This is a genomic window from Pseudomonas sp. NY15437, from assembly GCF_048068435.1.
Lineage (GTDB): Bacteria > Pseudomonadota > Gammaproteobacteria > Pseudomonadales > Pseudomonadaceae > Pseudomonas > Pseudomonas nitroreducens_B.
The window spans coordinates 20,893-44,808 of the sequence record NZ_JBLUQC010000008.1; the positions used below are offsets into that span (position 1 = coordinate 20,893).

Annotated in this window: 18 protein-coding genes; 7 read left to right on the forward strand and 11 right to left on the reverse strand. The window is 69.5% G+C overall.

The annotated features are described in order from the left end of the window. Nucleotides 1-29 precede the first annotated feature (29 nt). The 11 genes from ACNFIA_RS18560 to tagH are packed head-to-tail and all read right to left on the reverse strand — an operon-like array spanning nt 30 to nt 16,350. Nucleotides 30-1,790, reverse strand: a complete 1,761-nt coding sequence (locus tag ACNFIA_RS18560) for a formylglycine-generating enzyme family protein (protein ID WP_416787481.1) — start codon at nt 1,788-1,790, stop codon at nt 30-32. Then, the gene (locus ACNFIA_RS18565) at nt 1,783-2,982 is read right to left on the reverse strand and encodes an FtsX-like permease family protein (protein WP_416787485.1); all 1,200 of its coding nucleotides are present in this window, start codon (nt 2,980-2,982) and stop codon (nt 1,783-1,785) included. The genes ACNFIA_RS18560 and ACNFIA_RS18565 overlap by 8 nt, the downstream gene beginning before the upstream one ends. After that, nucleotides 2,982-3,698, reverse strand: a complete 717-nt coding sequence (locus ACNFIA_RS18570) for an ABC transporter ATP-binding protein (protein WP_416788002.1) — start codon at nt 3,696-3,698, stop codon at nt 2,982-2,984. Before ACNFIA_RS18570 ends, ACNFIA_RS18565 begins: the two co-directional genes overlap by 1 nt. Nucleotides 3,699-3,700: 2 nt before the next feature. Then, entirely contained in the window at nt 3,701-6,793 is a 3,093-nt protein-coding gene (locus ACNFIA_RS18575) for a serine/threonine-protein kinase (protein ID WP_416787488.1), read from the reverse strand. Then, nucleotides 6,790-7,521: a PP2C family protein-serine/threonine phosphatase gene (locus ACNFIA_RS18580; RefSeq protein WP_416787490.1), complete on the reverse strand. Its 732-nt coding sequence runs from the start codon at nt 7,519-7,521 to the stop codon at nt 6,790-6,792. Before ACNFIA_RS18580 ends, ACNFIA_RS18575 begins: the two co-directional genes overlap by 4 nt. Continuing rightward, nucleotides 7,521-8,171: a type VI secretion system-associated protein TagF gene (gene tagF, locus ACNFIA_RS18585; RefSeq protein WP_416787493.1), complete on the reverse strand. Its 651-nt coding sequence runs from the start codon at nt 8,169-8,171 to the stop codon at nt 7,521-7,523. Before tagF ends, ACNFIA_RS18580 begins: the two co-directional genes overlap by 1 nt. Then, the gene (gene tssM / locus ACNFIA_RS18590) at nt 8,168-11,674 is read right to left on the reverse strand and encodes a type VI secretion system membrane subunit TssM (protein ID WP_416787496.1); all 3,507 of its coding nucleotides are present in this window, start codon (nt 11,672-11,674) and stop codon (nt 8,168-8,170) included. The genes tagF and tssM overlap by 4 nt, the downstream gene beginning before the upstream one ends. Beyond that, nucleotides 11,671-13,005, reverse strand: coding sequence for a DotU family type VI secretion system protein (locus ACNFIA_RS18595; RefSeq protein ID WP_416787499.1), 1,335 nt, complete (start codon nt 13,003-13,005; stop codon nt 11,671-11,673). The genes tssM and ACNFIA_RS18595 overlap by 4 nt, the downstream gene beginning before the upstream one ends. 3 nt (nt 13,006-13,008) lie before the next feature. After that, nucleotides 13,009-14,343 carry a type VI secretion system baseplate subunit TssK gene (tssK, locus tag ACNFIA_RS18600; RefSeq protein WP_416787502.1) on the reverse strand — a complete coding sequence of 445 codons (1,335 nt, stop codon included), beginning with the start codon at nt 14,341-14,343 and terminating at the stop codon, nt 13,009-13,011. An 11-nt stretch (nt 14,344-14,354) separates the two neighbouring features. After that, nucleotides 14,355-14,858 carry a type VI secretion system lipoprotein TssJ gene (gene tssJ / locus ACNFIA_RS18605; protein WP_416787504.1) on the reverse strand — a complete coding sequence of 168 codons (504 nt, stop codon included), beginning with the start codon at nt 14,856-14,858 and terminating at the stop codon, nt 14,355-14,357. A 43-nt stretch (nt 14,859-14,901) separates the two neighbouring features. After that, the gene (gene tagH, locus ACNFIA_RS18610) at nt 14,902-16,350 is read right to left on the reverse strand and encodes a type VI secretion system-associated FHA domain protein TagH (protein WP_416787507.1); all 1,449 of its coding nucleotides are present in this window, start codon (nt 16,348-16,350) and stop codon (nt 14,902-14,904) included. Nucleotides 16,351-16,734: 384 nt separating this feature from the next. Between tagH and tssA the strand changes: the two genes are divergently transcribed. The 7 genes from tssA (at nt 16,735) to tssG (ending at nt 23,913) form a co-directional block, all read left to right on the forward strand. Next, nucleotides 16,735-17,760 (forward strand): type VI secretion system protein TssA, encoded by a 1,026-nt coding sequence (gene tssA / locus ACNFIA_RS18615; protein ID WP_416787509.1) that lies wholly within the window; start codon nt 16,735-16,737, stop codon nt 17,758-17,760. Between the two features lie 85 nt (nt 17,761-17,845). Next, nucleotides 17,846-18,364: a type VI secretion system contractile sheath small subunit gene (gene tssB / locus ACNFIA_RS18620; protein WP_017518696.1), complete on the forward strand. Its 519-nt coding sequence runs from the start codon at nt 17,846-17,848 to the stop codon at nt 18,362-18,364. Between the two features lie 16 nt (nt 18,365-18,380). Beyond that, nucleotides 18,381-19,874, forward strand: a complete 1,494-nt coding sequence (gene tssC, locus ACNFIA_RS18625) for a type VI secretion system contractile sheath large subunit (protein WP_259754976.1) — start codon at nt 18,381-18,383, stop codon at nt 19,872-19,874. A gap of 91 nt (nt 19,875-19,965) precedes the next feature. Further along, a complete protein-coding gene (locus ACNFIA_RS18630) occupies nt 19,966-20,454 on the forward strand; it encodes an Hcp family type VI secretion system effector (protein WP_017518698.1) in 489 nt (162 codons plus the stop codon). A gap of 95 nt (nt 20,455-20,549) precedes the next feature. Beyond that, nucleotides 20,550-21,065, forward strand: coding sequence for a type VI secretion system baseplate subunit TssE (tssE, locus tag ACNFIA_RS18635; protein ID WP_416787513.1), 516 nt, complete (start codon nt 20,550-20,552; stop codon nt 21,063-21,065). Next, nucleotides 21,062-22,921, forward strand: coding sequence for a type VI secretion system baseplate subunit TssF (gene tssF / locus ACNFIA_RS18640; protein WP_416787516.1), 1,860 nt, complete (start codon nt 21,062-21,064; stop codon nt 22,919-22,921). Before tssE ends, tssF begins: the two co-directional genes overlap by 4 nt. Then, on the forward strand, nt 22,885-23,913 hold the full coding sequence (gene tssG, locus ACNFIA_RS18645) for a type VI secretion system baseplate subunit TssG (protein ID WP_416787519.1): 1,029 nt from the start codon (nt 22,885-22,887) through the stop codon (nt 23,911-23,913). Before tssF ends, tssG begins: the two co-directional genes overlap by 37 nt. The last annotated feature ends 3 nt before the right edge of the window (nt 23,914-23,916 follow it).

Consider the following 23,916-nt stretch of genomic DNA (forward strand, 5'->3'; position numbering starts at 1 on the left):
TTCCTTCTGTACATGCCTGGCATCGGTGGTCATGGCTTCGGTACTGCCGATGCAAGCAATTCCTTCAGGACCGCCTCCGGTTCCGCGCGCTGCTGCTGGCGGTACTGGCTGACGTGCCTGACGAACAGGGTGGCGCGGGTGACCAGGCTCTTGCCGATCACCGGCTTGCGATTGAGTTCTTCCTTGATGCGCTGGAACTGCGCCTGGATCACCGCGTCGGTGTAGCGCGTGCCGGTGGCCAGGTTGTCGATGTAGATGGCCACGGCGCCATTGAGCGCACTGCTGCCGTTCTCGATGGCCTGGCCGAACAGCTTGGCGCTGGCGGCGTCCTTGGCCTGCTCGGCCTGCTGCTGGCTCTTGCGCAGGTTGGTGAGGCGGATGTTGTAGTTGTTGATGGTTTCCGCCACCAGCGCCGAGGACTGGATCAGGTTGCCGGCGGCCTCCTCGCGCTGCCGGGCGATCAGCGCGACGTTGCGCTTGAGTTCCTCGTTGATCGTGCCCAGCTCGGCCTGCAGGCGCGCATCGGTGGTGGCAGCGATGATGCCGTCCAGGCGCTGGGTCGGGTCCTGGGTATCGTCGATGGCGTCGGTCAGCCCGGCCAGGCGCCCTTCCTTCTTCCACTGCTCGAACAGTTCCTGGTAGCGCGATCGCGGCGCCGACAACGCGCCGATGGCCACGCGGAAGCCGGTGGTCTCATTGCGCTGCTCGGTGCCGTCGGGGGCGAACAGCGGGTACTCGCGACGCATGCCGGTGAACAGGGTGCCCTCGCCTTCGAGGTAGTTGCCGCCCTTGACCACGAAGCCGCCATAGGCGCCTTGCAGACGGCCGGCATGCACCAGCTGGAAGGACTCCTGGACCATCTCGGCGGCATTGCCGATGACGTCGAACAGGCCGATCGGGTTCGGCTGGCGCGTGCCGATGGGCATCAAACGCGCCGCCTGGCCGGTGCCGCCGGCCACCTGGTTGAATACCGCCCAGTCGGCCAGCGGCCCGTCGTTGTCGCTGCCCTCGACCCGGCGCGGGAACAGCCGCGCCTCCAGTTGCTGCCGCGACACCGCCTGGGCGCCGCGCGCGGCGAACTCCCACTCGACCTCGGTGGGCAGGCGGACGAAGCCGAAGCCGCCGTCCTCCTCGCTCTTGCCACGGCCGCTGACGGGCAGGCGGTCGCGCTGATACTTCATCAGCCAGGCGCTGTACACCGCGGAAAAGCGCTCCGCCTCGAAGCGCGACAGCTTCACCTTGGGCAGCCGCCCGGCCACGCCGTCGGGCAGGTTCAGTGTCTCGCAGGCCGGCGCGTCCTGGCCCTCGGCCAGCGCCTGGGCCTGTGCCTGGGCCTGTGCCATCACCTGGGCGTACTGGCGGGCGGTCACCTCGTACTTGCCGAGGAAATAGAACATCGGTTTCAGCGGCTCGCCTTTGCCCGCCTTGGGCAACTGGCTGGCGATGGCCTTGCTCCAGTCCGCCGGCAGGTCGCCCAGGCTGAACTGGCCGTTGATGTACTCGCGGCGATAGCCGGAGATGAACGACTGCTTGTAGCCGGGCTCGCCCTCGCTGAAGGGATAGCCCAGGTTGACCTCGCGATCGTCCAGCGAGCCCTTGGCCAGCACGTAGACGTAACGGAACACCATCTCCCCGCCGCAGGGCAGCGGCAGTGCCACGTCATCGGCCAGCGGCTTGGGGTTGTTCAGCTTGTCGCCCTCCTCCGCCTGCGCGGCGGGTGCCGCGAGGAGGGACTGGAGGGCCAGGGCAACGGGGGCCAAGGCCAGGACAGCACGGCGCCATTCAGACATCTCTGACTCCTTGAGCAGCATCGATTCGGCTGGTGCGCCACCCGCCGAGCAGCGCCGCCAGCAGGCTGGCCACGAGCACCGCGAGGACGGCGATGAGGTAATGAACGGGCAGCAACTGCGCGGCATGCTCGCCCGGCTGCGCCACGAACAGTTGGTTCAGCCCGCCCTGGGCCAGGCGGTACACCAGCGCCGCGAACAGCGTGGCGAAGGCTGCGCTGTAGAGCGCCTGCAGCACCACGAAGGCGAGCAGCGCCGAGGTGCCGAAGCCCACCAGCCGCAGCACCGCCAGCTCGCGGCGCTTGCGTTGCACCGCGGCCAGCGCGCCGGCGCAGATGGCGGCGAAGGCCCCCGCCAGGGCCAGGGCGGCGATCAGCCAGAACACCAGCGTCAGGTTGCGCGACAGCGACCGCACCCGCTCGATGGCGGCGGCCTGGGTGAAGACGTCCACGCCCTGCCGGGCGAAGTGCAGGCGCAGCGGCTCGACGTCGTCCAGGCCGCGGGCATACAGGCGGAACGCCGGGTAGATGCGCTGCGCGTGATCGCCGGCTGCCTCGCCGGGCCAGCCGAAGGCCGCCACGGCGCGTCCGTCGCGGAAGTCCTCGGCGGCTTCCAGCAGCGCCGGCGCGGCGAACAGCCCATCGCGGCCGAACGCTTCCAGCGGCAGCACGCCGATCACCTGCACGGCCATCGAACGGGAACTGTCGCGGCCGGCGTTCTGCCGCGTCAGCAGTGCCTGCAGCGTGTCGCCGGTATGCACGTTCAGCTTCTGCGCCGCGGTGTGGCTGAGCAGCACCTGGGTCAGCTGCGCCGGCACCGGCAGGCTGCCGAGCAAGGGGTCGCCGGCGGTGGTCGGGATCATCTCGGCGGTCAGCGCCTCGCGGCCGGGCTGCGAGAGCTGCACGCTGGCGGCGATCTGCCGGGTGCGCGGCACGGCGAAAGCCACGTCCGGGCGCGCCGCCAGCGCGGCAACGTAGGCCGCATCGAAGCGCGCACCGCCCAGCGGGATGATCTCGCGCACGCCCGGGTCGCGCTGCAGGCGCTCGGTGAGGCTGCCGACCAGGCCGAACTTCAGGCCGAACAGCACCAGCAGCGGCACCAGCACTGCCACCAGGGCGAGCACCGCGCAGGCGGACAGCCGCCAGTCGCTGCGGTAGTCCTGCCAGGCCAGGCTGGCGACCAGGAACAGGCGCATCAGGCGTGCTCCTCCAGGGTCGCGCAGACACCGCCGTCGCTCTCGCGCCGGCAATCCAGGCGCAGGATGCGCAAGCCGGCCTCGCGTGCTGCGGCCTCGTCGTGGGTGGCGATCACGCAGCAGGCCTGCTGTTCGCGCACCTGTTCGAGGAACAGCGCGAGCACCTGGCGGGCATTGAGCGGGTCCAGCGCGGCGGTCGGCTCGTCGGCCAGCAGCAGCGCCGGGCGATGGGCCAGGGCGCGGGCGCAACCGACGCGCTGGCGCTGGCCAACGGACAGCTGGGCGGGTTTTTTCGCCAGGTGTTCGTGGATGTCCAGGCGTCGCGCCAGGCGCTCGACGCTGCCGTCATCGGCCAGGCCCAGCAGGCGCCGCGGCAGCTCGATATTGCCGCGCACGCTGAGATAGCCGAGCAGCCCGCCGGTCTGCAGGACGTAGCCGCAGTGACGGCTGCGCAGCGCCGCCAGGGTGCTGCGCTGGCCGGTGCGCCAGAGGTCGGCGACGGCGTACACGCCCGCCCCCGCCCGCCAGTCGAAGCGCGCGGCCTGCTGTGGCGGCGCCACCAGGGAGAGCAGGTCCAGCAGCGTGCTCTTGCCGCTGCCGCTGGCTCCCACCAGGGCCAGGCGCTGGCCGGGCGCGAGGTCCAGGCACGGCACGTCCAGGCGGAAACGCTGCGCGCCCTGCCCCCGGATACTGCTGACGTCACGCAGGCTGAGCAGGCTCATGGCAGCGTCGCCAGCGGCACACGGTACAAGGCATCGCCCGGTTCGGCAGCGCCGAAGCGGACCCAGTTGGCCGTGTCGTTGTGGAAGGTTTCGTAGAGGCGGATCTTCGACTCCAGTTCGTCGATGAAGTCCTGCTGCTCGGCCACCGACAGCGACAGCCAGAGGTCCTGGGTCATGCCCAGGACCTTGCTGCGGTACGGCAGGCCGTCGAGGTATTCGCCCAGCAGGCCGCCCTTGGCCAGGTTGCCGCCCTGGCGCAACGCCGACGGGTCGCGGCTCATGTAGGCACTGGCGCTGGCGATCTCCTGAAAGAAATCCTTGGGCGAGGTCTGCGTCTTGCGCGCCGCATCGACGATCAGCTTGAGCGACTGCTGCAGCTCGTTGAGTTGCAGGCGGGTCAGCAGCGCGCACACCTGGAAGGCCGGCAGCGCCGGGTTGCTCAGGTCGCGGTCGGCGGTCCAGGCGCTGACCAGCTGCGGGCTCTGCGCCTGGGTCTTGCGGCCGAGGAAGTCCATGTGCATGGCGTAGCCGATGGCCGCCGACTTCTGCGCAAGACTCGGCGCGCCATTGAGTTGCGGAGCTGCGCTGGGGGCGTTGCCGCGCACCTGGTGGACGAGGTCGGCGAACACGCTGCCGATTTCGTCCAGGCGCTGGCCGAAGCGCTGCACATCGCCGCCCGGCACCGGCACGTAGAGGTCACCGATGCGCGGGTTGGCGTCGGCGGTCAGCGTGCGGTACTGCTGCTCGGCGGCCGCATGGTTGTTCGCCCCGGCCGGAGTCAGGAGGTGCAGGGCATACAGGTGGATCTGCTTGTTCAGTGCAGCCTGGCGGACCTCGGCCTCGTTCATGCGCGTCGAACTGTAGGGGTCGCTCTTGCGCAGCGCACCGGCGTCGCTGACCACCAGCACCACGCGGCCGCCGTAGCCGCTCCAGTCCATGCCGTCCACCGCCTGCATGATGCCGGCGAAGGCGTCTTCGTTGAACGAGTGGCTGGACACCGTGGTGGCCTTGATCTGCCCGGCCAGTTGCAGGAAGCGCGCGGGATCGCGGCCTTCCTCCAGCGGGATCAGGGTCTTGCTCAGGTACTCCAGCCCCGGCGTCTTGTCGGTGTTGTTGCGAAAGCCCACCAGGCCGAAGCTCACGCTGTCGAGTTCGCCGCGCTCGGCGAGCTTGCCCTGCAGGCTGCGCACCACCTCGCGGATCTGGTCGATATAGGGTTGCATCGATACCGAGGTATCCACCACCAGCACGATGCCGGTGCGGAACGCGTCGGCGGCGGCAGCCTTCAGCGGCTTGCCCTCCAGCGTGCTGGCCGCCTGGCTGCCGGGGTCGATGGAGGCGACCTTGAGCATCTGCACGATCTGCCCGTTCTCATCCATGCTCTCGCGCGACTCGAAGATCGGCAGCAGGTAGAAACGATCCTGCGCCACCGCGCGGGTGGCCGGCTCCAGCGCCAGTACCTGGGTGTTGTCGCTGGCGTCGGCCTGGGCCTTGCGCAGCAGGCTGCGGGCCGCGTTGGGGTCGGCGATCAGTTGCTCCAGCAGGCTGTCCTGGCGCAGGAACATCACCGGGGCGCGGCCGGAGCGTTCGGTGAACTTGAGCACCAGGCTCTGCTTCCAGTCGGCGCCCTCGCTCGCCGGCAGCCAGCCCAGCGCGCGGCCATCGCTGGCGGCGCTGACCTGCAGCCAGTCCTGGCCGGCGACGCTGCGCCGGGCATACACGTACAGCACGGAAAACGCCGGCAACGGCTGGCCGGCGCCCTGCCCCGGCTCGCTGTGCAGCTGCGCGCCGGGCTTGGCCAGCACGCGTTGGTACAGCGTCTTCTTGCCGGGGATCAGCAGCGGGTGCTCGCCGGCCAGCGACTCGTCGGCCGCCCGGGCCTGGCTCGGCAGGCCGGACGTCTGCGGCGTGGCACTGGCGAGCGTCTGGCCCGGCGCCTCGTCCCTGGCGTTCTGCTGGTCCATAGCCACCGGCGCCTTGGCCGTGCGGCCGAGCCACCAGTAGCCGGCGCCACCGACACCCAGTGCGGCCGCAACGGCCACGGCGAGCAGCGCCAGTACCGGGCCTTTTCGTTGCCCCGATGGGGCGTGCCCGGCCGATGGCGGCACGCGACCGGCAGCGGGCGGTGGCGTGACCGGGGGCAGCGGCGCTTGTGCCGGTGCCGCCTGGGGAATGTCGATGGACACCGCCTGCAGGCCGCCCAGCTCCGTGGGCGTCGGCTTGGCCAGCGGCGCCGGGTCGCCGGCCGGCGGTGGCGCCACCGGCAACGGGCGCACGACGGTGGCGTCCGGGTCGGACGCCGGTAGCACATCGAGGGCGGCGAGCAGCTCGCCGGCATGGGCGAAACGTTCGCCCGGCTCCTTGGCCAACAGGCGCTGCAACAGGTGCTGGTAGCGACCGTGGTGCAGCGGCAGCTCCGGCAGCGGCTGGGTCAGGTGCGCCAGTGCGGTGGACAGCGCATCGGTGCCCAGGTACGGCAGTTCGCCGACGAGGATTTCGTAGAGCACCACGCCCAGCGAATACAGGTCGGCGCGTCCGTCGATGTCCATCCCGCGCGCCTGCTCGGGGCTCATATAGTTGGGCGTGCCGACGGCGAAGCCGGCCTGGGTGAACTGGGTGCGGTCATCCAGCGACTTGGCGATGCCGAAGTCCGAGAGCACGGCCGTGCCGTCCGCGCGGAACAGGATGTTCGCCGGCTTCACGTCGCGGTGGATCAGGCCCTGGGCGTGGGCGTAGCCCAGCGCCGAGGCGATCTGCCGGACGTAGGCCAGGCCCTGCTCCGGGCTCAGACCGGCGGCGATGCGTTCGCGCAGGGTGCCGTTGGGCAGGTACTCCATGGCCATGTAGTACTGCTCGCCGGCGTTGCCGATGTCGTGCACGGTGACGATGTGCGGGTGCGACAGGCGCGCCAGGGTTTTGCCTTCGCGCAGGAAGCGCTCGCAGAAGGAGGCGTCGGCCGCCAGCGCGGGCGCCATGATCTTCAGCGCCACCTTGCGCTCCAGCGAACGCTGCACGGCCAGGTAGACGGTGGCCATGGCGCCTTCGCCGATCACGCTGTCGATGTCGAATCCGGGGATTTGCAGGTTCATGCCAGGGGTTCGCTTGCCTTGATGACGATGGCGGTGATGTTGTCGGGGGCGCCGCGGGTCAGGCCCAGGTGCACCAGGCTGCGCACCACCTGGTACGGGTCGGCGTGGCCAAGCACCTCGCGGATCTCGTGGTCCTCGGCGGTACGGGTGAGGCCGTCGCTGCACAGCAGCCAGGTGTCGCCGGGGAGGATCTGCACCTGCTGCGCGGACAGTTCGAGCTGGTCCTGCACGCCGATGGCGCGGGTGACGATGTTCGCCCGCGGGTGCACGCGCGCCTCGGCTTCGCTAAGCAGGCCGCTGTCCTGCAGCTCCTGCACGTAGCTGTGGTCGCGTGAAACCGGGCTCAGCTCGCCGTCGCGCAGGCGGTACAGGCGGCTGTCGCCGGCCCACAGGCACAGGCCCCGGTCGGCGCGCACGGCCAGCAGGACCACGGTGCTGCCCATCATGCTCACGCCGCGCTGGCGGGTTTCTTCACGCACCGCGTCGTTCACCTGGGCCAGGCCCTGGCGCAACGCGGCCTCGTAGTCCTGCAGCGAGCCGGCCGGCGCGATGCGCCGCAGCGAATCGACGATCAGGCTGCTGACGTAGTCGCCGGCCGCGTGGCCGCCCATGCCGTCGGCGACCACCCAGAGCCCGTCCTCGGGGCGATCCAGGTAGGCGTCCTCGTTGATCTGGCGGACCAGGCCGACATGGCTGTGCGCCGCCGAACAGTAGCCAAGCGTTGCCATCAGCACGACGCCTCCCGGCCCAGCAGGCAGGCCGCGAAATGTTCGGCGGCCGGCAGCCCGTGGCAGCGCAGCAGGCCCGGGGCGACCTGCTCGGAGCCGTTGCCCCACCACAGGCTGGCGCCGTCGCAGGCGCGCTCGGCGAGGGCCGCCAGGCGAGCCGAAGCGTCCAGCGCCGCCATGCGCTGCGCGGCGAGCAGCGACTCGCACGCGGCGGCGCCCTGTTGGGGGATGTTCGGCAGTGCCTGCACCGCCGCTTCGAAGTCCTCGAAGCGGGCGCCCTCCTCCAGCGTGGCCAGCAACGCCGCCTCGACGGCGTCGAACCAGCCATCGGCAGCCTGGAGCGCCGCCAGCGACTGCCCCTCCGGCAGCACCACGGCGACCGTCAGGGGGAAGTAACGGCCGACGCGGTCGATGCTCGGCATCAGCACACCCGCCACCGGCGCGGCGCCGCAGACGCCCGGCGCCAGGACGAAGCGCCACAGCGGGCTGACGAGATAGGCCTGCAACCAGGCCTCGCCCAGTTGCCGCTGGCACGCCTGCAGGCCGGCGGCCAGCCAGGCGTCCCAGGGTTGCTGGAAGCTGGCGGGCAACCCGCGCCCCACGAAGTCGCCGCGGCTGGCGATCTTGCCGTAGAAACCCACTGCCGTCATAGCCGCTCCGGCAGGCTGAAGCCGGCTACCGCGCGGCTCTTGAAGGGGTTGAAGGCGCTGTTGGCGCGCAGCTCGTAGGCGATGCTCGCGCTGTCCACGCGCAGGCGCAGGTTGAAGCGATCCGGTGAGCCGCCGCCCACCAGCTCGGACTGGTCGAGCAGGCGGAACCAGGCCCACGGGCCTTCGACGGTCAGTGCCGAACGCCCGCCCGTCGCTGGAGGCGACACCGACAGGCGCACCGCGCCGATGCTGTTGGGGTTGGGCCACTGCATGGCCACCGGGCGGCTGGGGCCGTGGTCGTAGCTCAGTTGCTGGCCGTCCAGGTCGAGCAGGAACTGGCTGACCGAGGCGTCCATGGTCACCGGCTTGAGTTCGAAGCGCACGCTGGGTTGCAGGCCGCCGCCACGGAAGTACACGTCGCGGATCAGCGCCGCACGCTGGAACGTCTGCAGCACGCCCGGCGCGATGCCCAGCTTCTGCGCCGCGCCCGGCTGCCAGCGCCAGGTGGGGCTGGAGGTGTCGACGTAGGGTTGCAGGTAGCGGCGGAAGTAGTTGTCCATCACCCCGCCGACGCCGAAGAACTGGCCGAAATCGTCCAGGGTGGCGTCGCGGGAGCTGCCCGGCACCAGCGGATAGCGCCCGCTCAGGGACTGCCGCCAGACATTCACCACCTCGCTGGTCCAGGCCGCGTTCAGCTGGTTGCGCACGCCGCCCATCATGGTGTTGGTGGTCGAGCTGACCACCGACTTCACCAGCCCCTGCACCACCGGCGGCTGACGCTCGGCGGCCAGGCTGACACGCGCGGCGGCGGCGCTGGCCTGGTTCTTCGCCTCGCCCAGCAGCGCGTCGCCACTGGCGCCGACCATGGCGCTGACCTGCACGTAGAGCGCGTTCATGTCCGCCAGCAGCGCATCGATCGCCATGGACGAGCCGCCCTCCTGGCTGACCAGGGCCGTGAGGTCGGCGAAGTGCGCGCTGACCGGGTCCTGCCCCGCGGGCTGCGCCACCGGGCCGGTGCCTTCCGGCGCCTGGCCGAGCAGCGAGCCGAGCTTCTGCTTGAGCTGGTCGACGCCGGCGTCGGCCTTCTTCACCTGCGCGGCGACGGCCGGGTCGGCCTGCTGCAGGTCGGTTTCATGGGCCACCGCCAGCAGCAGCTTCTTCAAGGGCGAGGTCGGCCCGGAGATCACCCGCAGCACGTCGGCAGCCTGCGCCACGCTGGTGATGGGCACGAAGTCGATGTCCGCCAGCAGCGCATCCCATTGCCGCACATAGTCCTGGAAATACAGCTGGCGCACTTCGGCGGCCAGGGTCAGGGCGTCCTCGGCATCGTTCAGCGAATGACCCAGCACCCACTGTTCCTCGGCCAGCACGCCGGCCTGGTTGACGCTGGCCAGGAGGAAGGCCTCGCGGTAGCCGCGCAGCGTGAAGAAGCCGCTCAGCGGATCGGCCAGCGGCTTGCCGCTCTTGCGCACGAACACCAGGGCGGCGTCACGGCCGGCGGCCTCGCTGAGGCGGAAGTCCTCAACGCCTTCGGGCAGCTTCTGCCGTTTTACCCGGTCGTACACGCGCTGCGCCACCGGCAGGCGTTGCAGTTGCTGGCGCAGTTCGTCGATCAGGCGCTGGTCCAGGCGCGCATCCGGCGGGCGCCGCTCGAACAGGGCCTGCAGGTGCGTGTTGAGCGCCTGGCGCTGCGCTGCCGGCAGGTCGCGCGGCAGGCTCTGGTCCCAGTCCAGGCTGATCCAGGCCTTGAGGAAGTCCGGGTCGTAGTGCGCGCCATCGCCCAGCATCAGGTAGGCCTTGAGCCCTTCGTAGAGGTAGTCCGAACCGCCGCCGCTGCGCAGTTGCTCCTCGACGCGGCTGACCAGGCGTGGGGCGAAAGTCGCCACCAGCAGGCGGCGGTAGACGTTGCTGGCTTCCTCGTCGAGCATGTCGCCCTGGTACAGGCCCAGGCCCTCGGCCATGCCCGGCGGGTCGCCGGCCAGGTGGCGCACCGCGTCGAGCAGCGGCAGCACCGCCAGCACGTCGCGCTGGGCCGGGCTCAGGCTGCGCACGCTCTGTTCCAGCGGCGCGGTCTTCGTCCCGACCTGGGCGATGTAGGCCTGGTTGGCGCGGTAGCTCAGCAGCCACAGCGTGCCCACCACCAGCACCAGTGCCACGCTGGCGGCCAACGCCCCGATGGCCACCCACTTGCGCCGCCGCTCGACCTTCGGGTCGACGCCGACCAGGCCGCGTTCGGCGAAGGCGACATCGGTGAACAGGCGATGGAGGAAGTAGCTGCGGCCCGTGCCGTTCTGCCGCGCCAGGTGTTGCCGGTCCAGGTTCATGCTCTGGGCCATGGCGCCGATCAGGCGGTCGATGGGGCTGCCTTCCTGGGTGCCGCTGGTGAAGTAGACGCCGCGCAGCAGCGCGCGCTCCTCATAGGCGTTGGGCTTGAACACCCCGCCGAGGAATTCTTCGAGCATCGCCTTGAGCGCGGCGAACTGCTGGGGGAAGCCGTAGATCAGGTCGCGCCGCGCGGGGTCGCGTTCGTGCTGCAGGCGCTCGACCAGACGCTGGTTGAGGCGCTGCTCCAGCGCGGCGAATTCGCTGCCGAAGGCCTGCAACGGCCCGCCGGCCTGCTGGCCGTCGTCCAGGGCGAAGGTGAAGCCCCACACCTGGGCGCGCGCCTCGCGGTCCAGGTCGTCGAAGAACTCCATGAAGCCCGGCACCAGGTCGCACTTGGTCAGCATCACGTAGACCGGGAAGCGCACGCCCAGCTGGGTGTACAGCTCCTGCACCCGCGCGCGGATCGCCACCACGTGCGCCGCCCGCTCCTGCTCGCTGGCCTGCAGCAGGTCGGCCAGGCTGATGGCGATGAACGCGCCATCGATGGGCCGGCGTGCGCGCTCGCTCTTGAGCAGGTCGAGGAAGCCCAGCCAGGCCGCCTTGTCGACCTGGGCATGGCTGTCCTGGGTGGTGTAGCGGCCGGCGGTGTCGAGCAGCACGGCCTCGTCGGTGAACCACCAGTCGCACTGGCGGGTGCCGCCCACGCCGCGGATGGCGCCGGCGCCCAACTGCGCCGCGAGGGGGAAGGTCAGGCCGGAGTTGACCAGCGCGGTGGTCTTGCCCGAGCCCGGCGGGCCGATGATCACGTACCAGGGCAACTGGTACAGGTTGCGCCGCTCCGCGCCGCCCAGGCGCGCCTTTTTCAGCAGCGCCAGGGCCTCGTCCATGCGCTGGCGAAGGGTCGCCAGCTCCTCGGCGGTGGCCACGCTGGCCGCATCCGGTGCCGTCTCGGCCGCCAGGCTGGCAAGCATGCGCCGCTCCTGCCGGCGTGCCTGCAGCAGGCGCCACAGACGCCAGCCCAGCCACAGGCCGAACAGCAGGACGATCAGCGCCCAGCGGCGCCAGGCCGGCACCAGCGCCGTCAGCAGCGGGCCGATGAACCAGATGATCAGGCTCAGGGCGACCAGCCCGAGCACGGGAATCACCCAGCGGGTGACGAATCCGAACAACGACTTCACTCCACACCCTCCGCCAGTACCGTGACTTCAACCCGACGGTTCTTCGCCCGTCCCTCGGCGGTGGCGTTGGAGGCCACCGGCTCGGTATCGCTCAGCCCCTCGGCGCTGAAGCGTTGTGCCTGCCCGGTGCGCGCCGCGAGGATCTGCAGCACCTCTTCGGCGCGCGCCCGCGACAGCGCCCAGTTCGACGGGAAGCGCAGGGTGGCGATGGGACGGTTGTCACTGTGGCCGGTGATGCGCACCTGGCCGTTGATCTTGCCGATGGCGTCGGCGATGCGCCCCATCAGCGGTTGGAAATCGTCCTTGATGCTGGCGCTGCCGGAGGCGAACAGCTCGTCGCCGCGGATGGTCACCACCGAGCGATCGACGCCGTCCTGCACCGCCACGCGGTTGGCGCGGATGTCCTCGGCGAGGAAGGTCGCCAGGCGCGGACGTTCCACCACGCGCGGCTTGACCACCGCCGGCTCGATGCTCTGCACGGGCATCTCGCCCAGCGCGTGGATCTGCCGGAACACCGGCTCGGCGTCGGCGGCCAGCTTCAGGCGCAGGCCGAACAGCAGCAGCAAGAGCAACGCCAGCGCCACGGCCAGGCCCACCCACGGCGGTACCAGGCGCGACAGGCGATCAGGCATGACCTGCACACCCCGCCAGTGCGGCGACAACTCGCGCTCCCGCTCGCCGCGCACACTGCGCAGGGTCGCGGCGGTGCGCTCGCGCAGCGCTTCGAGCTGGCTGCGGCCGTCGTGCATCACCCGGTAGCGGCCTTCGAAGCCCAGGCTCATGCACAGGTACAACAGTTCCAGCAGATCGATGCGTTCGCGCGGGCTCTGCAGGCAATGCTCCAGCAGCTGGAATACCTTTTCGCCGCCCCAGGCCTCGTTGTGCACGGTGATCAGCAGGCTCTGCTTGCCCCACTCGCTCGCGCTGCCCCACGGCGTGCTGAGCACCGCCTCGTCCAGCGCGGTGCACAGCGCGTAGCGCGCGAGCAGCACGTCGTTGCGGGCGACGCCGGCGGCCTCGGCGCGCTGCTCGAACTGGCGCAGGTAGCCCAGCAGTTGCGCGCGCAGGCTGGCCGGCGCCGGATGCGCCAGGGTGCTGCGCAGGCGCGTCAGCAGGCTGAGCAGCGAGCCGGCGGCCTGTTCCAGCGGGTTCATGCCCAGCGCCTGGCCGGCCGGCAAGGGCGCGGCGGCCACCGGCAGCGGTGCGGTAGGCGACGGCGCGGCGGCTTGCGGGGCGCGGCCACCGGGGCGCGGCATGAACTGGGTGCGGTCGTTGCCCAGCGGATTGGGGCTGGCGTTGCTGCTCGGCCACTCGTCGTTGTTGACGCTCATCGCTTATCCCCGGATCGCCCAGAAGGCCAGGTTCAGGCCGGGGAACTCTCCGGCGACGTGGAAGGCGAAGCCACCGGACTGCGCCAGTTGCTTCCAGTGCTCGCTGCCACGGTCCAGCTCGTAGTAGGTGGAGCCGGCGTGGAACGGAATCTGCCGTGGCGCCACCGGCAACGGCAGCAGGCCGATGCCCGGCAGCTGCAGGTTGACCAGGTCGCGGATGTGCTCCACCGAGCCGATCTTGCTCTGCTGGCCGAAGCGCCCGCGCAGGGTTTCGGCGGGCATGTCGGCGCGCACCACGAGGACGAAGCTGGCGGTGTCCAGCAGACTGCGGTCGGCGAGCATGCCGACGTGGATGCCGTAGGCCTTCTCGACGATGGGGATCGGCACCGCCTTGCTGTCGATGAGCATCGACAGCGCCTCGCGCAGCGCCTGCATCACCGGGGTGAAGCTCATCACCAGGTCATCGTGCTGGTACACCGGGAACGCCGCCGGGCGCCGCTCGGCGCGGGAGAAGGTGGCGAACTCGCCGGCCAGGGCGAGCAGCTCGCTGTACAGGCGCTCCGGGTGCAACGGAGTGATCCGCGCCAGGTGCGCCACCAGCGGCTCGGCGCGGTTGACCAGTTGCAGCAGCATGAAGTCGGCGATTTCCGAGGCGCCGCCGGCGCTGGACGCCACCACCCGGCCGGCCAGGGCTTCGCCGCGCTGGTGCAGCAGGCCCAGCAGTTCGCTGCGAAACGCCGCCAGGGGCTTGCTGACGCTGACGTCGAGCAGCGGCGGGATGTACTGCTCGTCCAGCAGCAGCGCGCGGTCGGCGCGTTTCTCGCGCACCCGCGCCACGCCCAGTGCGGCGTAGTCGTGCAGGCCGTCCGCGGCGGTGAGCAGTCGCAGCGCGCGCTCGCCCACCGCGACCGGAATGCGGCTCTCGAAGGCAGCGTTGTCGTCCCGTACCTCGCGCACCTGGCTGCGGTAGCGCGCACCGCCGGCGGGCTCGCCCGCCTCCACCGTGTCGCGCACACCGGAGCGGCGCAGCGGCAGGGCGAGGTAGATCACCCCGTCACGCAGGCCGTCCTCGATGTCCAGCGGTTCGGGAGCGACATCCTCCTGGGGGATGTTGAACGGCGTGCCGTCGGGCAGCAGGCCGCGGGCCGTGACGATGGCCAGCTTGCCCTGGGCCAGCAGCCCGGCGTCGAGCTGGAGCTCCGAAAAACCCCAGCCGGCGGCGGACAGCGGCCGGCTGCGGGCGTCGATGAGGCTTTCCAGGTAGCGGTCGTGCTGCTGGAAATGCTGGGTGCCGATGAACATGCCTTCCGACCAGATCACGCGGTTGTTCCAGGACATAGGGGCTCCGTTTAGCGAGAGTCGGGACGGGAGGGTTGTTCGAGTGCCACCACGCGCACGGCGTTGGCGCCCAGTTCGATGCGGTAGCGGCTCGCCTGCCCGGCCACGGGCTGCAGCACGCTGCGCCATTGCGCGCGGTCGAGGTCGCGGTAGCCGACCATCAGCGCCACCTGGCGGGTGGCGGGTTCCAGGCGGCGGGTCAGCTCGCGCTGCTCGCCCGGCTGCAGCAGCCAGTCGTCCTGGGCGACGAGGTCAGCGCCCAGGACACCGGCCGCCTGTTCGGCGAGGCTGAAGTAATCGGCGCGCTCGAACAGCGCGGCGCTGCGCAGCTCCAGCAGGCGCACGCGCACCGGGGCGCTGTGGCCATCGGGCGTGGGGTTGAGGCGGCTGTCGGCCTGCACCAGCAGGGTCAGGCGGGTGCCCTCCTCCGGCGCCGGCGGCACGCTGGGCGTATCGCTGGAGCAGCCACTGCACAGCAGGGCCAAGCCCGCTGCCAGTAAAACCTGTCGAATCATCCTTGTTCCTCGGTAACGCTTGTTTCTTCCCTGATCGACCGGCCTAGGGGTGGCGCAGGCGGGCGATGTGTTGCTCGTAGGCACGGCCGAATTCGCGGCCGAACAGATCCTGGAAATCGTCTTCGGCTTCGCGCGACAGCGTGCCGTACAGCTCGACGAACTGCTGCCAGCTCTGCGCCTGGCGGGCGCCCGGCAACAGGCTGGAGAGGCCGCCGCCCTTGCCCATGCGCGCCTCCAGCGCATGGGGTTCGAAGCGTGCCAGCAGGTGCTTGATCGCCGCCTCGACCCCGGCCATCACCGCCAGCTGGTGCGCGCGCAGGTCGTCGAAGCCATCGCGCACCGCCTGGTCGGCCGGCATGAACGCCGGGCTGCCGCCGCGCAGCAGCAGGAGCAGCGCTTCGTCGGCATTGGGGGCGAATTTCAGCGGGTTGTTCTCCACCGGGCGCACCAGGGTCTGCTGCATGCGGAACTCGCCCTTCAGGCTGCTGCGCGCGCGCAGGACGTCGATCAGCCCTTCCACCATCAGCCGGTAGCTGCGACCGATGGCCTCCATCTGCGCGGCGGCCTGGCGGTTGTCCAGGCGCAGGCGCTCCAGACCGGCGCCGCGCAGGAAGGCCTGCAGCAGTTCGTCGTCGTTTGCCGCCGGCGCGGCGGCCGTGGCGCGGGGCTCGTGCTCGGCGGCCCGGGCCGGCGCGGCCGGTTGCTCCACGGGCGGCGCAACGACCGGCGGCAAGGGTTCGGGGGTGGATAGGCTCAGCGGCGATGCCGGCTCGACCGTGGCGAAGGGATTGGCCGCCGCCGCCGTGTCGCCGAGCAGGTCCCAGTCCTCGGGAATCAGGCCGGCGCCCGCTGCCGGCGCCGACGGCACGACGGGTGCCGGCGTGGGCGAGGCCGGTGGCGGCGGCAGGGTCGCGGCGGGCGGGCGGAAGTCATGGCGCTCGGCTGGCACGTGGTCGGCAATCGGCGCCGGAGCCGGCGTTGACGGCGCCAGAAAATCGAACAGGTCGGGCAGGGTTTCCTGCGGGGAAACGCCCTGCAGATGCGCCGAAGCCGAGGGGCTGAAGGGGGTGTCGGGGATCGCCGCGGGGGCCGACTGATGGGCGGCCATCAGGGCTTCGAAGCTGTTCGCCGAGTCCGCCGCGGCGAAGGGCGAAGCGCCGGACGTCAGGCCGGTTTCGATGCGCGCCTGGATCTCGTAGTCACCGATACGGATAACTTCGCCATCTTCCAGAAGTTCACTGCTGCCACGGCGCATGCGAACTCCGGCATTGACCAGTTCGACACCGTTCGTGCTGTTATCAGTAAGGAAGTAGCGGCCATCTTTATATTGAATGAGGCAATGTCGCGAAGAAACCAGGCGCGCAGGGTCCGGTAATACCCAGTCATTGTCGGGATTACGGCCAATTGCCATCACACCGGTATCCAACGTCATTTCAGGACATTGACCGGGGGTGATCTTGTGATAACTGGTGATGGTCAAACGCAGCGCCATGTAGCCTCCCTGCCTGCTCCGCTTCCCGTCGTCCCATCCAGGGACAACCCAACCCTCATGCGGGTTCCACACTTTTTCCTACAAGCGTGAACCCTTGATTCTGAAGGGCTGACGGCGGAAACCGCGCGATCTTATCCTTGCTTTCCGCGACCGGCAAACACGAATCGCCGAAGAACTTCTCGACTCTTTGGTGCGGGTCACAACTGCAGTAACACGTAAATAGCTTACCTTGACAACAGCAACTACTAAACCAAAAATGGCGACTTCATCGCAAATATGTGATGGCTCAGTGATATTAACTGAGGGCAACTTCCCACAGAAATAACATGGAAACTTCTGGGGACTTTGTCAGCCAAATCCACACCGATAGGGAGATCGATTACTGTGGATGGATCGCTTTTGCTCGCCTCGATTTCAGAGAGCGCGCCCTGTGGCGTTGATCTGGAATACGACAGCGAATTCCTGCAACTCGAACGCGATGCCCAGGGGCGCCCCGAGCGCAGCATGGGCGACGTGGTCCAGGCCGCCGAGCCGCCGGATTGGCGCGCCATCGAGCAGGCCAGCAGCAGCCTGCTGCAACGCAGCAAGGACCTGCGCATCACCCATTTCCTCGTGCAGAGCAGCCTCGCGCTGGAAGGTCTCGACGGCCTCGCCAGCGGCCTGACGCTGATCAGCGAACTGCTCTCGCGCTACTGGGCCGAACTCTACCCGCGCCTGGACGCCGACGACGACAACGACCCCACCGTGCGGGTCAACACCCTCGCCGGCCTGACCTGCGACACCAACCTCGCCCTGCTGCGCAACGCCGTGCTGCTGCGCTCGCGCGTGTTCGGCACGGTGACCGTGCGCGCCGCCCTCAATGCCGCCGGCCTGCTGCCGGCGAGCGACGAAACCCTCGGCGCCGACGAACTCAACGGCGCCCTGCGCGACAGCGACCCTGAACGACTCGACGCTACCCGCACGGCGATCCTGGCCGCGCTGGAGGCCGCCCAGGCCATCGAGCGCCAGGTCGCCGAGCAGGTCGGCTCCGACCGCGGCGTCGACCTGCAGCCCTTGCGCCAGCCGCTCAAGCTCGCCCTGCAGGTGCTCGGCGACCCCGCGCAGGCCCCGACTGACGGCACCGACGCCACGGCGCAGGAGCCACCCCGTACCGATGCCGTGGGCGCCGCTGCGAGCACCAGCGCGCCCCCCGCCAGCGACGTAATCCGCAACCGCGACGATGTGCGCCGCAGCCTCGACCGGCTGCTGGAGTACTACGCCCGTCACGAGCCTTCCAGCCCCCTGCCCGTGCTGCTCAATCGGGCGCGGACGCTGGTCGATGCGGATTTCGCCAGCATCGTGCGCAACCTGATTCCCGACGGCATCAGTCAGTTCGAAAACCTGCGCGGCCCCGACGCGGACCAGGCCTGACCGGCCGGGAAACGGGATCACGCGTAATCGATGACGGCCCGCGGGCCGACACGCAGCGTCGCGTCAGGCGACCAGGAGAGAAGCCATGTCCAGCAACAGCAGTTCCCAGAAGTTCATCGCACGCAATCGCGCCCCGCGGGTGCAGATCGAGTACGACGTCGAGCTCTACGGCGCCGAGAAGAAGGTCCAGCTGCCCTTCGTCATGGGCGTGATGGCCGACCTCACCGGCAAGCCCGCCGAGCCCCTGGCGCCGGTGGCCGAGCGCAAGTTCCTGGAGATCGACGTCGACAACTTCGACTCGCGTCTCAAGGCCATGAAGCCGCGCGTGGCGTTCAACGTGCCCAACGAGCTGACCGGTGAAGGCAACCTCAGCGTCGACATCACCTTCCAGAGCATGGACGACTTCAGCCCGGCGGCCGTGGCGCGCCAGGTCGATTCGCTCAAGCAGCTGCTCGAGGCCCGCACCCAGCTGGCCAACCTGCTGACCTACATGGACGGCAAGACCGGCGCCGAGGAAATCATCATGAAGGCGATCCAGGACCCTGCCCTGCTGCAGGCCCTGGCCAGCGCGCCGAAACCGCAGGACAACGAGCCCCAGGCCTGATCAGAGGAGGATCACCATGAGCGAGATGTTGCGAGAAGAGCAGGCCATCCAGGCGGCCGGCGAGCAGACCAGCGAATTCGCCAGCCTGCTGATGCAGGAATTCAAACCCAAGACCGAGCGTGCCCGCGAAGCGGTGGAAACCGCCGTGCGCACCCTGGCCGAACAGGCCCTGGCGCAGACCGACCTGATCTCCAACGATGCGATCAAGTCCATCGAGTCGATCATCGCCGCCATCGATGCCAAGCTCACCGCCCAGGTCAACCAGATCATCCACCACGCCGACTTCCAGCAGGTGGAAAGCGCCTGGCGCGGCCTGCATTACCTGGTGAACAACACCGAGAGCGACGAGCAGCTGAAGATCCGCGTGCTCAACATCGCCAAGCCCGAGTTGCACAAGACCCTGAAGAAGTTCAAGGGCACCGCGTGGGACCAGAGCCCGGTGTTCAAGAAGCTCTACGAGGAAGAGTACGGCCAGTTCGGCGGCGAGCCCTACGGCTGCCTGGTGGGCGACTACTACTTCGACCAGTCGCCGCCGGACGTCGAGCTGCTCGGCGAGCTGTCCAAGGTCTGCGCGGCGATGCATGCGCCGTTCATCTCCGCCGCCTCGCCCACCGTGCTGGGCATGGGCTCCTGGCAGGAGCTGTCGAACCCGCGCGACCTGACCAAGATCTTCACCACCCCCGAGTACGCCGGTTGGCGCTCGCTGCGTGAGTCCGAGGATTCGCGCTACATCGGCCTGACCATGCCGCGCTTCCTGGCGCGCCTGCCCTACGGCGCGAAGACCGACCCGGTGGAAGCCTTCGCCTTCGAGGAAAACACCGACGGCGCCGACAGCAGCAAGTACACCTGGGCCAACGCCGCCTATGCCATGGCGGTGAACATCAACCGCTCGTTCAAGCACTACGGCTGGTGCTCGCGCATCCGCGGCGTGGAGTCGGGCGGCGAAGTGCCGAACCTGCCGGCGCACACCTTCCCCACCGACGACGGCGGCGTGGACATGAAGTGCCCGACCGAAATCGCCATTTCCGACCGCCGCGAGGCGGAGCTGGCGAAGAACGGCTTCATGCCGCTGCTGCACAAGAAGAACACCGACTTCGCCGCCTTCATCGGCGCGCAGTCCCTGCAGAAGCCGGCCGAGTACGACGACCCGGACGCCACCGCCAACGCCAACCTGGCCGCGCGCCTGCCGTACCTGTTCGCCACCTGCCGCTTCGCGCACTACTTGAAGTGCATCGTTCGCGACAAGATCGGCTCCTTCAAGGAGAAGGACGAGATGCAGCGCTGGTTGCAGGACTGGATCCTCAACTACGTCGATGGCGACCCGGCGCACTCCACCGAGACCACCAAGGCCCAGCACCCGCTGGCCGCCGCCGAAGTGGTGGTCGAGGAAGTCGAGGGCAACCCCGGCTACTACAACTCCAAGTTCTTCCTGCGTCCGCACTATCAGCTCGAAGGGCTGACAGTGTCGCTGCGGCTGGTTTCCAAACTGCCGTCGGCCAAGGGCGCCTGATCGGGCGCGACGCGGGTTCTGCAAAGCGGCGCCGTCGGACCGGCGCCGTCCCTGACACCTTCCATTCGGTCACTGCACCACAGGAGAAAACATGGCTGTCGATATTTTCATCAAGATCGGCGACATCAAAGGCGAGTCGATGGACAAGACTCACAAGGACGAAATCGACGTACTGAACTGGAGCTGGGGCATGACCCAGTCCGGCAACATGCACGTCGGCGGTGGCGGTGGCGCGGGCAAGGTTTCCATCCAGGACCTGACCCTGACCAAGTACGTCGACAAGGCGACCCCGAACCTGATGATGCACTGCTCCAGCGGCAAGCACATCGACAAGGCCGTGCTGACCGTGCGCAAGGCCGGCGGCGAGAATCAGGTCGAGTACCTGATCATCACCCTGCAGGAAGTGCTGGTCACCTCGCTGCACACCGGCGGCTCGGGCGGCGACGACCGCATCACCGAGACCGTCTCGCTGAACTTCGGCCAGGTCTCGGTCGACTACCAGCCGCAGAAAGCCGACGGCGGCAAGGACGGCGGCCCGATCAAGTACGGCTGGAACATCCGCCAGAACGTCAAGAAGTAAGCCTGCATGCCCCCGTCGCCTGAGCGCCGGGGGCTTGCCTGCGGGCACCGGGCGCGCCAGCGCCCTTCCCCGCCACTGCGTACAGGATTCCTCCGTTGGTAGCCGACCTGACTTCCCGCGAGCGCCTGCAGCCATCGCTGCTCGACCGCCTCATCGATGACGCCCCCGGCACCCTACACGACGCGCCGGGCCGGCGCGCGTTCTCGCACAACGAGCTGCGCGCGGCGGTGCTGCGCGACCTTGCCTGGCTGCTCAACTCCACGGCGCTGCTCGACCCCGAGCGCAGCCGCCAGACGCCCGCCGGCACCTCGGTCCTGAACTACGGCCTGCCGCCGCTGGCCGGCAACAGTGCCTCGAGCATCGACGTGCTGGCCCTGGAAGGCCTCATCCACCAGGCCATCGCCACCTTCGAGCCGCGCATCCTTCGCCATACCCTGCGCGTGCGCGCACACAGCGCCACCGGCGAGATGAACCACAACGCCCTAAGCTTCGAAATCGAGGGCGACCTGTGGGCGCAACCGGTGCCCCTGCCCCTGCTGCTGCGCACCGAACTGGACCTGGAATCGGGCCATGTCTCCGTGGTGCCCGCGCAACAACGGAGGCGCCCATGAATCCGCGCCTGCTGGAGCTGTACAACCAGGAGTTGCAGCACATCCGCGAGAGCGCGGCGGAATTCGCCCGCGACTACCCGAAGATCGCCAGCCGCCTCAACCTGGCCGGCATGGAGTGCGCCGATCCCTATGTCGAACGCCTGCTCGAAGGCTTCGCCTGGCTCACCGCGCGGGTACAGCTCAAGCTCGACGCCGAATACCCGACCTTCACCCACAACCTGCTGGAAGTCGCCTACCCGCACTACCTCGCCCCGACCCCGTCGATGTGCGTGGTGCAGATGCAGACCAACCCCGATGACGGCTCCCTCAACGACGGTTTCCGCCTGCCCCGACAGAGCGTGCTGCGCGCGCCGCTGGGCAAGGAAGGCCAGACGCCGTGCGAATTCCGCACCGCCCATGAGGTGACCCTGTGGCCGCTGCGCGTGGCCCAGGCCGAATACATCGCCAACCCCGCCGCCGAACTCGGCCGCCTGGCCGCTGCCGAACCGCGCGCCAAGGCCGCCCTGCGCCTGACCCTGCGCAGCGGCGTGGAGGTCCCGTTCAACAGCCTGGCGCTGGAAAACCTGCCGCTCTACCTCAACGGCGTCGACGAGGTGCCGGTGCGCCTGTACGAGCAGCTGCTCGGCAACGCCTGCGCGGTCTACGCCTGCCAGAGCGGCCGCGACTGGGTGGAGCGCCTGCCCGCCGACGCCCTGCGCCCGTGCGGTTTCGACGACGAAGACGCGGCCCTGCCGGTGGTGCCCCAGGCCTTCCAGGGCTACCGACTGCTGCAGGAGTATTTCGCGCTGCCGCAGCGCTATCTCTTCGTCGACGTCACGGGGCTGCAGCGCGCGGTGCGCCGCTGCGACGGCGAGGAGCTGCAGTTGATCGTGCTCTTCGACCGCCTCGACAAACAGTTGCAGGGCCAGGTTGGCGCGCAGCAGTTCGTGCCCTTCTGCACGCCGGCGATCAACCTGTTCCCCCGGCGCCTGGACCGCATCCACCTGAGCGAGCGGGTCCACGAGCACCACGCCATCGCCGACCGCACCCGGCCGATGGATTTCGAGATCCACTCGCTGACCTCGGTCAGCGGCCACGGCACCGGCGCGGACCAGACCTTCCTGCCCTTCTACGCCGTGCGCGATCCGTCGCGCTATGGCCAGGAGAAGGCCTATTACATCCTGCGCCGCGAGCAGCGCGTGCTCTCCAGCGAGCAGCGACGCAGCGGCGCCCGTTCCAGCTACGTGGGCAGCGAAACCTTCATCAGCCTGGTGGACAGCCACCAGGCGCCCTATCGCCACGACCTGCGCCAACTGGGCCTGGGCGCGCTGTGCACCAACCGCGACCTGCCGCTGTTCATGAACCCCGGCAGCGGCAGCAGCGACTTCACCCTGGCCGACAGCGCCCCGGTGCAGGCGGTGCGCTGCCTCACCGGCCCCAGCCGGCCACGCCCCAGCCGTGCCCATGACCGCGAGGCCTGGCGGCTGATCAGCCAGTTGTCGCTGAACTACCTGTCGCTGGCGGAGAACGGCCAGGGCGCCGCCGCCCTGCGCGAACTGCTGCGCCTGTATGCCGACAGCCAGGACCCGGCGCTGCCGTTGCAGATCGAAGGCCTGCGCGAGGTCAGCAGCCGGCCCATCACCCGGCGCCTGCCGATGCCCGGCCCGATCGTTTTCGGCCGCGGTTTGGAGATCACCCTGGAGTTCGACGAAAACGCCTTCCGCGGCACCGGCGTGTTTCTCCTGGGGGCGGTGTTCGAGCGCTTCCTGGCGCGCTACGTGTCCCTGAACAGCTTCACCGAAACCGTGCTTCGCAGCACCGAACGTGGCGAGATCATGCGATGGAAAGCCCGACCCGGACGTCGACCGAACCTCTGAGCGCCCTGCAGGCGATGCAGGCCGAGCCCTGGGAATTCGACTTCTTCCAGGCGCTGCGGCGTATCCAGTGCGAGCACCCCGACCTGCCCCGCCTGGGCCATTCACGGCGCCTGGCGGACGACCCGCTGCGCCTGGGCCAGCAGCCCGAAGGCAGTTTTGCCCCCTCCACCCTGGCCGCCGTGCGCCCGCCCGAAGGCAACACGCCGGGGCGCCTGGAGCAGTTCTTCTTCGGCCTGGGCGGGCCCAACGGGCCGCTGCCGCTGCACATCACCGAATACGTGCGCGACCGCCAGCGCAACCATGGCGACAGCACCAGCAAGCAGTTCTTCGACGTCTTCCACCATCGCCTGCTGAGCCTGTTCTACCGCGCCTGGGCCGAGGCCCGGCCGACCGTGAGCCACGACCGCCCGGACGACGACTACTGGTCCGAGCGCCTGGCCGCCTTCAGTGGCCGCGGCCAGCCCAGCCTGCGCGGCAAGGGGCTGATCGATGGCGACGCGGTGCTGCATTTCACCGGCCATCTGTCCGCGCAGACACGCTACCCGGATGGCCTCAAGGCGATCCTGCAGGACTACTTCGGTGTGCCGGTGCGCATCGAGGAGTACGCCGGGCAATGGCTGCAGCTGCCCGAACGCACGCGCCTGGGCGTGGCCTGCACCCGCCTGGGCGAGGACTTCTGCCTGGGCGGCCAGGCCTGGGACCGCCAGCACTGCTTCGGCATCCGCCTGGGCCCGCTGAGCCTGGCGCAGTACCAGGCGCTGCTGCCCGACGGCCGCGCCTTCGCCGAGCTGGTGGCCTGGGTCGGCGAATACCTGGGCGAAGAGCTGGACTGGCAATTGACGCTGCAACTGCGCCGCGAGGAAGTCCCCGCGCTGCGCCTGAACCAGGGGCTGCGCCTGGGCTACACGACCTGGCTGGGCCGCCCCGCCCACGACCCGAAGGACCTGGTGCTGTCCCGGCACCACGCCGCGCCGAGCGCGCCGGCACACTAGACA